This is a genomic window from Streptomyces sp. NPDC002513, assembly GCF_053595355.1.
Window position 1 is genome coordinate 55,006 of record NZ_JBSFXK010000043.1, and the last position, 9,880, is coordinate 64,885.

Sequence of the window (9,880 nt, forward strand, 5' to 3'; positions counted from 1 at the left end):
GCGGGGTGCGTCCCCCGCGCGTGCTCAGGAGAGCGGCAACCCGTAGGCGTCCGCGATCAGTTCGTACGAGCGCAGGCGCAGGTCGCCCCGGTGGGCATGGGAGGTGATCATCAACTCGTCGGCGCCGGTGCGCTTCTGGAGGTCGTCGAGGCCGGCGCGCACCTCGTCCGCCGTGCCGTGGACGACGTTGGCGGACCAGGACTGGATGAACTCCTCCTCCAGCGGACCGAGCGCGCTTGTCTCGGCCTCCTGCGGGTCGGGGAAGAGACCGGGCCGGCCGGTGCGCAGCCGCACCATGTTCAGGGCACCCGCCCGCACCTGACGGCGGGCCTCCTTCTCCTCGTCGGTGGCGAGCGCGCTGACGCCGATCAGGGCGTACGGGGCGTCGAGGACCTCGGAGGGGCGGAAGGACTCGCGGTACAGGTCGAGCGCCGGGACGGTGTTCTGCGCCGAGAAGTGGTGGGCGAAAGCGAAGGGCAGACCGAGCATGCCGGACAGGCGGGCGCTGAAGCCCGAGGAACCCAGCAGCCAGATCGGCGGCCGGTGCGGGGACTGGACGCCGCCCGGGGAGGTGGCCTGGACCGGGCCCGGGACCGCGTGGATCCGGGCGTAGGGGTGGCCGTCCGGGAAGTCGTCGTCGAGGAAGCGGGTCAGCTCGGCGAGCTGCTGGGGGAAGTCGTCGGCGCCCTCGTTCAGCCGGTCGGTACGGCGCAGGGCGGCGGCGGTGGATCCGTCGGTGCCCGGGGCCCGGCCGAGACCGAGGTCGACACGGCCGGGGGCCATGGCCTCCAGCGTGCCGAACTGCTCCGCGATGGCCAGCGGGGCGTGGTTGGGCAGCATCACGCCGCCGGAACCGAGCCGGATGCGGTCGGTGTGGGCGGCGAGGTGGGCGAGGATCACGGCCGGTGAGGAGGAGGCGACGCCCGGCATGGAGTGGTGTTCGGCGACCCAGTAGCGGTGGAAGCCGCGAGTCTCCGCGAGACGGGAGAGGGCGACGCTGGTGCGCAGGGCATCGGAGGCGGTGTGGCCCGCTCCGACCGTGACCAGGTCCAGTACCGAGAGGGGGACGGGGGCTGTGCCCTGTGCCGTGCCTCGGATCTCGTCCACCTGGATGCCTCCTGTGTCGTGCGTCGCGTCTCCGAAGCGACAACAGGAGGCAGTCCCCGTTTATTCCCGTCCGCCGCGGAGGTTCCCGCCCATCACACCTGGACGATCGGTTCCCTGATGAACAGGGACCCCAGGGCCGGCGCGTTCACCCGGCGGTCCACCAGGCGCAGGGCCTCCCGCATCGTGACCTGGTTCGCCGTGAGGACCGGCTTGATCAGCTTCTTCTCCAGCTCCGTGAGATACGCGGCCGTGTGCAGGGCGGTGTCGGGGAGCAGCACCGCGTGGGCGTCGGCGTGGTCGCCCTCGCGGGCCAGCGCCAGCACCTCCTCCGCACCCCAGCCGCTCACCTCGTCCGGGGCGGCGCCCGCACCGTGCACCGACACCACCTCCACGCCCGCCGCCCGCAGGAAGGCGGCGAACAGCTCCGCCACGGCGTCCGGGTAGGTCGCCGCGACCGCCACCCGCCGCACCCCGATCTCGTGCACCGCGTGCACGAACGCGAAGGAGGTGCAGGAGGCCGGCATCCCGGCGGCGAGCGCGAGGGCGCGCACCTGCTCGTGGGCGCCCTCCCAGCCGTAGGCGAAGCTCCCGCTGGTGCTTGCCCACACCACCGCCTCGGCACCCGCGAGCCGCAGCTCCTCGACACCCGCCGCGAGCCGCCGCGGCACACCGCTCTCCGGGCGCTCGGCCACCGCCGGGAGGACGCCCCCGCGCAGTGCCTCCTTCAGGTGCGCTTCCCCGGTGTCGTCGACGTGCACGAGGTCCGTCCGGATGTCGCTGCCCAGCAACTGCTCCATGCGGGGATAGTCGTCCTCGGCGTAGTGGCCCGGGTAGAGGAATCCGAGTGCGGTCATGCCCAGCCTTCCTGCTTCTTCCGGCGGTACGGGTTCTTCCGGCGGTACGGGCCCCGGGGTGCCGCCTCCTTCGGCAGAGCGGGTCCATCGCCCGGGTACCCAGGTGACGCCGGACCGTCCCCTCCCTCGCCCGACCGGCCGAGAGGCGCCGGGGCGCGCGCGGTCCCGGGTGTCGGCCGGACCCCCTGGACGGTCGTACCGGACGGCGTGTCCCGACCGTGTTGACGGCGCCGGGATCGGGTGCGACCGTGGTCAATCCGTGCATGTCAGACGCCCGGCCGCCGCTCGGCCGGCCGCCGCCGAAGGGAGACACGGTTCCCGCATGACCGCTCCCCCTCCCGGCCGCCCCACCCTGCTCGTCCTGGACGCGGAACCGCTCCCCCGGCTCGGCCGGCTCACCGGACGGGCGCGGATCGAGCACGCGGACGCCTCCACGCTGGCCGAACGGCTGCCGGGCGCCGATGTGCTGCTGGTCTGGGACTACCCCACGGACGCGGTGCGCGACGCCTGGCCCGGCAGGGGCCCCCGGCCGCGCTGGGTGCACACGGCGAGCACGGCCGTGGACCATCTGATGTGTCCCGAACTCACCGCGTGCGACACCGTGGTGACGAACGCGCGCGGGCTCTTCGAGCAGCCCGTGGCCGAGTATGCGGCGGCGCTCGTCCTCGCGCTGGCCAAGGACCTGCCCCGCACCTGGGATCTGCAACGGGACCGGGAGTGGCGGCCCCGCGCCGTGCCGCGGGTCGCGGGCACGCGCGCGTGCGTGGTCGGCTCCGGACCGGTCGGGCGCGCGATAGCCCGTACGCTCAAGGCGCTCGACGTCACCGCGTCGGTCGTGGGACGCGTCCCGCTCACCGGTGTCCACGGTCCGGCCGACCTCGACCGGCTGATCGCCCGCGCCGACTGGGTGATCGCGGCGGCGCCGCTCACCGAGCGGACACGCGGCATGTTCGACACCCGCCGCTTCGGGGTGATGCAGCCCTCGGCCCGCTTCATCAACGTCGCCCATGGCGCGCTGGTGGACGAGGAGGCGCTCGTCGCCGCGCTGTCGAAGCGGTGGATAGCCGGGGCGGCCCTGGATGTCCTCCGGCAGGAACCACTCCCCTCGGACAGCCCGTTGTGGCAGGTCCCGGGCCTTCTGCTGTCCCCGCGGATGAGCGCCGACACGGTCGGCCGGCATGACGAACTCGGCCGCCAGTTCGTCGAGTTGTACGCACGCTGGGAAGCCGGCAAACCGCTGCTGAACGTGGTCGACAAGCGACGCGGCTACGTTCCCGGGTACTGAGCCGCACGGCACGGCAGCCGGTCGCCGGCGGCGGCGAGCACCTGCGCGGCGGGGGTGCCGGGATCGCGGACGAGAGCGCGGACACGCTGACCGGCTGGCTAGTGCCGCGGCAGGCAACGTTTGCCCGTTAAGGAGCGGCGTCCGGTGCGTGCTCTGGGGGTCCCCCCGGCCGAAGGCTGGGGGAGTGCCGGCCGGAAGACCTCGTACTGGATGTACTTGGGCTTTCGGGCGGTGCGGCGAGAGGGGGTACCCCCTGCTCGAAGAGCTTGGGGGAGCGTGCCGGGCGTCGCGACGGGGCGAACGTTGCCTGCCGCGGCACTAGAAGCGGCCCACCGCGATGAAGACCGCGAGGGCGAGGTAGACGACGTTGACCGCGACGAGCTTGTACTGGCCGAGGCGGCCGTGGGTGACCATCGCGCCGATCATCAGGACGATCCAGCAGGTCGCGGTCACCGGGACCATGACCGGTGCTGTGCCGAGCGCCTTGGGCAGGACCAGGCCGGCCGCGGCAAGGAGCTCGAGGGCTCCCAGGGCCTTGATGGCGCTGGCGTCGATTCCTCTGGTCCATTCGGCGCCGTGGATGGTGGCGAGCTTCGCCTTCGGGATGAAGGACTTCGTGAGGCCCCCGGCGAGCGCGACCAGGGCGAGAAGGCCGGCGACGATCCAGAGTGCGAGGTTCATGAGTTCTCCTTGGGTGCGGTCATGGACGCCGGCCCGGGGTGGGTGATCCCGGGCCGGGCGGTGGTCGGCGTGCCGGTCAGTTGGCCATGCCGGCGAACCGGCCGGGCTGGTAGGAGCCTCCGGGGTTGCGCACGATCACGTTGAGCCGGTTGTTGGCGTTGATCATGGCGATCAGGGAGACCAGCGCGGCGATCTGGTCGTCGTAGTGCTCGCGCACTCGCTTCCAGGTCTCGTCCGACACCGCCTGGCGGGCGTCGGCGATCCGGGTGCCCTCCTCGGTGAGCGCCAGCGCCGCGCGTTCGGCGTCGGTGAACACCGTGGACTCGCGCCAGGCGGCGACCAGGTCGAGGCGGACCGCGGTCTCGCCGGCGGCCGCGGCGTTCTTGCTCCACACGTCGGTGGCGTAGCCGTCGCCGTTGATCTGGCTGGCCCGCAGCAGGACCAGCTTCTGGGTCACGGCAGGCAGGCCGGACTCCTGAAGGATGGTCTTGCTCGCCGTGCCGAAGTGGGCGGCGGCCTTGGCCGCGGTCGCGGCCGGGTTGCCGAGCAGACTCAAGCGACCGGTCACGGTGTGCTCCTTGCTCGTCGTCGTTGGTCGAAGTCGAACAGGAGATGCCGGTGACCGAAGCTGCGTGACAGTGCGGCGGTGTGACCTATGCCACTTCAGGCGGGTGTCACGAAGCCGGCGGGGTCGGCATCGTGTGTGCGGTGCCAGGAAGATCCGGAACGGGTGGGAGCCGGTGAATGAGCGAGCGCCGCGACCGAACCAGGGGAGCCACCGAGCCGCCCACGGACCGGGGCGGTGCGGATCGCGCCACCGAGACCTTCGTCGTCCACCGGAACCTGTTGTTCACCGTCGCCTACGCGATGCTCCCCGGCTGCGGCAGGCGGCGGACCGGCTGAACAAGGGGGCGGCCCCGGTGCTGCTGTCCCTCGCGATCTGAGGGGGGGCACGACCACCCCCGGGGACCGGGTAGTATTTCTTTTGTCGCCGGACGCGAGAGCGTCACGCGACAGAGTCTGCGCCGCTAGCTCAGTTGGTTAGAGCAGCTGACTCTTAATCAGCGGGTCCGGGGTTCGAGTCCCTGGCGGCGCACAGTGACGATGGCGAGTCGTGTTCGCGGACAGCGCGAACCGGCTCGCCATCGTTGTTTTCCGCGCGGCTTCGCCGCCCCCGATCCCGCCGCGGGAACCGCCCGCCGAGGCGCCTCCGGGAACCCGCGGTTCCCGTGCTCTGGAACCGTGTTCGCGCAGAGCGGGAACCGGCCCGCATCGCCGTCGATCGTCCGTCAACGCCGAGAGACCTACGGCATGCTCGCGAACGGGTCGTCCATCGCATCGGTGTGGTACGTCACCACGAAGCCGACGCAGAACGCGACGATCACCGCGAGGAAGAGGAGGATGCCGACGGTGCCCGCAAGGGCCGTCCCCCGGGCCGGGGAGCAGGCGGTGGCGCGTTCGGGGTGGGCCTCGGTGTAGTGGACGGGGACGATGTCACCCTCGACCGTCGTCCCGGGGCCGTTCGCCTCCTCGAAGCGGACCGTGCGGCCCTCACGGGTCGTGAACTCGTAGACGTGGCGCAGCGTCGTGGTCACGGGGGTGTCCCCGCGGCCGCCGCTGGTCGTCGTGTACGTCCGCAGACAGCGCGCCTCGGCGGTCAGACCGCTGTTCCAGTTGCTCCTCAGCTGGAGCGAGCCGCGGATCACCATCGCCGCCTTGGCCAGCGCCACGGCGGCGATCAGGCCAGGCACGGCGTAGAAGAAGAAGTCCATGGTTCCCCCGAGTCCCGTACGGCTCCGCGCACACCGTCATGGCCATGCCGATGTGCGCGGAGCGTACCCGCCCGGATCGCCGGAGTGTCTCAAGCCAGGCTCAGACATCGGCCCCGGGACGGTTTCGGGACGGGGCGGTGCTCAGAACGTGACGTCCGCGCACGAGTAGAACGCGTTGCCCGTGTCCGCGATCGTCCACACTCCGAGGATGACGTGGTGCCCGCTCAGCCCGGTCGGCAGGGTGCCGGTGTGGCTGAGCGTGGACGGTGGGCGCTGACCGTTGTACGGCACCGTCAGGAACGGGGTGGTGTTCAGATCCGCCCTGGTCAGGGCATGGTTCTGGTTCCAGCCCGGTTTGGTGACGTAGTACTTGAAGTCGGTCGTCGCGTGCGAGGCCGTGAACTGCCAGCGGAAGCTGTAGCTCTGCCCGCCGGTCACTCTGGTCGTCGGCCACGCCGCGCCCGAGGGCGTCCTCGGCTGATCGAGCACGCCGAAGTTGGTGTGGTTCGCCGAGCAGATCTGGCCGTCCGCGGGCCCCGCCGCCGGGAAGCCCTTCGGCCCCTCGACGCTCTGCGGCTCCCACTGGATGTCGCCGCAGCCGGAGACGATGCCGCCGTTCGCGGCGCACATCTTCTGCCGGCTGAGCGGCTGGTCGGTGTAGCCGTGGGCGTTGGCGCCGCCGGTGGAGAGCACGAACGTGCTCGCGGTGGCGAGGCCGACCACGGCCGCGTACCACTTCGCCTTTCTGGTCGTACGGATGCGCATGCTGTTGCTCCTGAAGGATGTGGGGAGTTCCTCGAGCCGTGCGCGCACTTATCCAGGTCTAGACCAAGTCTCAGATTATGGGCGTGAGTTGTACATGTCCATCCCCAGCGCAGTGCCGTTCTTCATCCCCCGTCGGCCTTGCGTCCTGTGTAGAACGCCACCGTCAGGTCCTTCACCAACGCCTTGCGCTCGTAGTCGTCGAGTGCGACCAGGCCCCGCATGGTCAGCCGGGTCACCGTGTCCTCGACCGAGTCCACGACCGTGGTGAGCACCGTGTCCCGGTGCTCGGCGTCGAGCGCGGCGATACGGCGGCGCTGCAGCCGCTCGGCGACCTCGGGCGCGTACTCGATCCGGGTCGGCTGCGCCGCGAACACCTCCAGCCCGGCCGGATCCGCGTCCGCCGCCACCAGCCGGGTCAGCGCGTCCCCGATCGCCTCGACATTGCGCAGACTCACCACGTCCTTGGTCGCGGACGCCTCGGCCGGCACCTGCGGCACCACCCGCGCCAGCGCCGACTCCACGCACTCGCGCAGATAGGTCTGGTGGTCGTCGATGCCGAGCACGGCGCGCGCGGTGTCCCTGACCCGCCAGGTCACCAGCACGACCACCCGCAACGCGACCCCGTTGGCGTCGACCGTGGGGATCGGCTCGCTGCGCCAGTGCCGCAGCCGCACATCGGCCCGGTGGCGCACCACCAGCGGGTTCACCCACATCAGACCGGTGCGGCGGGCCGTGCCACGGTAGCGGCCGAACACGCCGAGCACCCAGGCGTACCCCGTGCGCCCGCGCATGAGCCCGCTGAAGCCGAGCAGACCGAGCGCCCCCGCGCCGATGTACGCCGCCAACTGCGCGGGCCCGAGTCCCGCGTCCGCGTTCGCCGGAAGCTCCAGCACCCGCATCGCGGCCGGCGACAGGACACCCGCCCACCACGAGACGGCCCCGCAGCCGAACAGGCCGCCGAGCCCGGCCAGCACACCCACCGACCCGGGCAGCGCCCAGGCCGGCCGCTCGACCAGTTCGGGATCGGCGGCCGGTGCCCGCCGCACCGGCTCGACGGGCGCACGCACACACGGCTGCTCACCGGTACCGAGCCGGCGCCCCACCACGGTCGGGGCGATCGGCAGCGACACCGATTCGGAAACGTCCCGGAACAGCAGATGGACCGGGATCTCGGTGGTCGACTCGCCGTGGATGAGCCGGGCCGGCGAGGCGCCCGTCTCGGGCGGCGCCCCCTCGGGCTCCGGGGCCGGCGATGACGTCGTGTTCATCGGAAACTCCTTGCGTGGAAGCCTCCGGCTTCGGCCGGCGGAGGAAACGCTAAAGGGCCACAGTCGATCCACAGTCGGTCCACCGTGGACACGGGAGGGCCGGGATACCGGAAGGGCCGCCGTCAGGAGAACAGCCGTCGCCAGGTCTCCGGCCCCGGGTAGCCGTCGGCCGCGGCGCCGCGCCAGCCCTGGGCGCGCTGGAACGCCTCGACGTTGCGGCGGTCCGCCTCGTTCCAGCGCGGCCCCGGCCCGCGGGCGTAGTGCCTGCCGAACCCCTTCTCGACCAGCTTCCGGCCCAGCCGGGTGATGTGCGGGCCGGTCGCGCCCGGCCGGAAGGCGCCCCGGCCCGGGTAGGCGGGCACCCCTGCCGGGTTCTGCGTGGAGGCCGCCGGGCGGCCCCCCGGCAAGACCGGCGCGGCAGTCCCGGGAGAGATCCCCGCGGGGGGCACCACCCGAATCCTGGCCCCGGCGCCCGCACCGGACAGCGGAACCGCCCCCGCCACCGGGATGCGGGACCGGCCGCGTACGGCGAGCAGACCGCCGAGCTGGGCGAGGTAGGGGTTGTCGGCGGCCTTGCCGACGGAGGCGACGCCCGGGATGCCGACCGTCGGCACCGACAGGGCGCCCGGAAGGACCGGGGTGTTCTCGCCCTCCTTGGCGGCCTTGCTGTCCGCCACGCCCTTGTAGCGGTAGGGCACATAGCGGCTGGAGTTGGTCCAGTAGGCGTACGGGGTGGTCCTGCGACGGGCGCGCGGCGGGGTCTCCTCGTAGGCGGTGTAGTTCTGGTGCGTGTAGTCGGTCCAGCCGCCGAAGATGACGACGTGCGAGCCCTTCTCCGGGTTGTCGACGTTGTGGAAGAGGAGGATGTCGCCCGGTTGCAGCTCGTCCTTGGAGATGCGGTCGCCGAACTTGTCCAGGCTGCCGGTCCACTCGTTGCTGCCGAGGTTCCAGGCCATGGAGACGAAGCCGGAGCAGTCCTGCCGGTACCCGTCCGTCCAGTAGTCGTCCATGCTGTACGGGACCCTGGCCGCGACCCACTTCTTGGCCCGGTTGATGATCTCGGCCCGGGTCGTCGTGGGTGTCGTCACCCCGCTCGGCATCACGCCCGTGCCGTGCAGCGGCGAGGTGCGGCCCTGCGGGGAGGCCGGAGGCTCCTCACCCACGGGAACGATGGGCCAGGGGGTGTCGTGGGTGGCCGCGACGGCGGACACCGCCTGCCCCGGGACGGCGAGCACCGCGCCCGCGGCGGCGGCCAGCGCGATGACTCCCCGGGCCGCCGGACGCAGGGCCGGTCCGCAGGGGCGGGAGCGGTGGACGGCACCGCGTCCGCGTGCGCATCCAGGGCAGTCGCAGTCGCTTGTGGGATCGATTTCCTCGAATGCCGGAGTCTTCATGCGATTCCCCTCACACTCCCTGTCCACACCCTGGAGGATTTGTCCTATTTATGTAAATGCGTCAGCTTTCCAACTGTCCACTCGAACCGCCTGCTGACGCCCCGAAAGGCGCACATGCGGCCGTCACTCGGGGGTACGGGACGGCCGGACGCGGGCCGCGAGGGCGGCCCGATCGGGAGCACCCCTCGGAATCGGGTAGAGTTCTCCGGGTCAGCAGGCGCCGCTAGCTCAGTTGGTTAGAGCAGCTGACTCTTAATCAGCGGGTCCGGGGTTCGAGTCCCTGGCGGCGCACGACCGAAAAGACCCCTCGCCACGGCGAGGGGTCTTTTCGCGTGCGGCACCTCGGCGACGTCGCCTTCATGGATGACGACCGGGAAACGCCGTCGACGGCGCAGCGGGTCAAGGCCCCCTGGGCTCCGCACACTTGGCGGTGCCCTCCATCACGGGGACACCGCCGAGGTCGTTCGACGGGTGGGACTGTCGCCACCCCTCGGCCAACGCGAGCAGGCATCCACCCATGTGATGCACACCACACAATCTAGTTCTAAATTAAACCTCTTCCTCGGAAATATCTTCTGCCGCAGATTGATTGATACGGGCGTCCCACCCCGGGAGGAACCACCTCCCGGAGGCGACTGACAGAAGAGAAGAAGGAACCGGACATGTTCGACATCGCCAACGTCCAGGCCGCCCCCAGCCCGGACCTGCTGACCCCGGACAACTCGGTGATGCTGTTCGTCGACCACCAGCCCCA

Annotated in this window: 10 protein-coding genes, 2 tRNA genes and 1 pseudogene; 5 read left to right on the forward strand and 8 right to left on the reverse strand. The window is 71.5% G+C overall.

The annotated features are described in order from the left end of the window. Positions 1–24: 24 nt before the first annotated feature. Positions 25–1,113: an LLM class flavin-dependent oxidoreductase gene (locus ACWD5Q_RS25000; RefSeq protein ID WP_451429273.1), complete on the reverse strand. Its 1,089-nt coding sequence runs from the start codon at positions 1,111–1,113 to the stop codon at positions 25–27. An 86-nt stretch (positions 1,114–1,199) separates the two neighbouring features. Then, positions 1,200–1,961, reverse strand: a complete 762-nt coding sequence (locus ACWD5Q_RS25005) for a maleate cis-trans isomerase family protein (protein WP_451429263.1) — start codon at positions 1,959–1,961, stop codon at positions 1,200–1,202. A gap of 322 nt (positions 1,962–2,283) precedes the next feature. Between ACWD5Q_RS25005 and ACWD5Q_RS25010 the strand changes: the two genes are divergently transcribed. Then, on the forward strand, positions 2,284–3,246 hold the full coding sequence (locus tag ACWD5Q_RS25010) for a D-2-hydroxyacid dehydrogenase (RefSeq protein WP_451429264.1): 963 nt from the start codon (positions 2,284–2,286) through the stop codon (positions 3,244–3,246). A gap of 318 nt (positions 3,247–3,564) precedes the next feature. On the opposite strand, the gene ACWD5Q_RS25015 is transcribed toward ACWD5Q_RS25010, so the two are convergent. Together ACWD5Q_RS25015 and ACWD5Q_RS25020 are read right to left on the reverse strand one after the other, a co-directional pair. Then, on the reverse strand, positions 3,565–3,927 hold the full coding sequence (locus ACWD5Q_RS25015; protein ID WP_451429265.1) for a DoxX family protein: 363 nt from the start codon (positions 3,925–3,927) through the stop codon (positions 3,565–3,567). Positions 3,928–4,003: 76 nt separating this feature from the next. After that, positions 4,004–4,495: a carboxymuconolactone decarboxylase family protein gene (locus ACWD5Q_RS25020; protein WP_451429266.1), complete on the reverse strand. Its 492-nt coding sequence runs from the start codon at positions 4,493–4,495 to the stop codon at positions 4,004–4,006. A gap of 176 nt (positions 4,496–4,671) precedes the next feature. On the opposite strand from ACWD5Q_RS25020, the gene ACWD5Q_RS25025 reads away from it, so the two are divergent. Further along, entirely contained in the window at positions 4,672–4,830 is a 159-nt protein-coding gene (locus ACWD5Q_RS25025) for a hypothetical protein (RefSeq protein WP_451429267.1), read from the forward strand. Positions 4,831–4,949: 119 nt separating this feature from the next. After that, a tRNA-Lys gene (locus ACWD5Q_RS25030) sits at positions 4,950–5,023 on the forward strand. A gap of 208 nt (positions 5,024–5,231) precedes the next feature. On the opposite strand, the gene ACWD5Q_RS25035 is transcribed toward ACWD5Q_RS25030, so the two are convergent. The 4 genes from ACWD5Q_RS25035 to ACWD5Q_RS25050 all read right to left on the reverse strand — a co-directional run bounded on the left by ACWD5Q_RS25035 (position 5,232) and on the right by ACWD5Q_RS25050 (position 9,126). After that, on the reverse strand, positions 5,232–5,699 hold the full coding sequence (locus tag ACWD5Q_RS25035) for a hypothetical protein (protein ID WP_451429268.1): 468 nt from the start codon (positions 5,697–5,699) through the stop codon (positions 5,232–5,234). Positions 5,700–5,840: 141 nt separating this feature from the next. After that, positions 5,841–6,464, reverse strand: coding sequence for a lytic polysaccharide monooxygenase auxiliary activity family 9 protein (locus ACWD5Q_RS25040; RefSeq protein WP_451429269.1), 624 nt, complete (start codon positions 6,462–6,464; stop codon positions 5,841–5,843). Between the two features lie 122 nt (positions 6,465–6,586). After that, a complete protein-coding gene (locus tag ACWD5Q_RS25045) occupies positions 6,587–7,732 on the reverse strand; it encodes an SPFH domain-containing protein (RefSeq protein WP_451429270.1) in 1,146 nt (381 codons plus the stop codon). A 122-nt stretch (positions 7,733–7,854) separates the two neighbouring features. Beyond that, positions 7,855–9,126 carry a peptidoglycan-binding protein gene (locus ACWD5Q_RS25050; protein WP_451429271.1) on the reverse strand — a complete coding sequence of 424 codons (1,272 nt, stop codon included), beginning with the start codon at positions 9,124–9,126 and terminating at the stop codon, positions 7,855–7,857. 217 nt (positions 9,127–9,343) lie between these two features. On the opposite strand from ACWD5Q_RS25050, the gene ACWD5Q_RS25055 reads away from it, so the two are divergent. Next, a tRNA-Lys gene (locus ACWD5Q_RS25055) sits at positions 9,344–9,417 on the forward strand. A 371-nt stretch (positions 9,418–9,788) separates the two neighbouring features. Further along, positions 9,789–9,880: pseudogene (locus ACWD5Q_RS25060) on the forward strand (hydrolase); the annotation flags it as partial.

Excerpts from the sequence above, each read along its gene's own strand:
- ACWD5Q_RS25005 (WP_451429263.1), bottom strand. The coding sequence starts at position 1,961 with ATGACCGCACTCGGATTCCTCTACCCGGGCCACTACGCCGAGGACGAC.
- ACWD5Q_RS25010 (WP_451429264.1), top strand. The coding sequence starts at position 2,284 with ATGACCGCTCCCCCTCCCGGCCGCCCCACCCTGCTCGTCCTGGACGCG.
- ACWD5Q_RS25015 (WP_451429265.1), bottom strand. The coding sequence starts at position 3,927 with ATGAACCTCGCACTCTGGATCGTCGCCGGCCTTCTCGCCCTGGTCGCG.
- ACWD5Q_RS25025 (WP_451429267.1), top strand. The coding sequence starts at position 4,672 with ATGAGCGAGCGCCGCGACCGAACCAGGGGAGCCACCGAGCCGCCCACG.
- ACWD5Q_RS25035 (WP_451429268.1), bottom strand. The coding sequence starts at position 5,699 with ATGGACTTCTTCTTCTACGCCGTGCCTGGCCTGATCGCCGCCGTGGCG.
- ACWD5Q_RS25040 (WP_451429269.1), bottom strand. The coding sequence starts at position 6,464 with ATGCGCATCCGTACGACCAGAAAGGCGAAGTGGTACGCGGCCGTGGTC.
- ACWD5Q_RS25045 (WP_451429270.1), bottom strand. The coding sequence starts at position 7,732 with ATGAACACGACGTCATCGCCGGCCCCGGAGCCCGAGGGGGCGCCGCCC.
- ACWD5Q_RS25050 (WP_451429271.1), bottom strand. The coding sequence starts at position 9,126 with ATGAAGACTCCGGCATTCGAGGAAATCGATCCCACAAGCGACTGCGAC.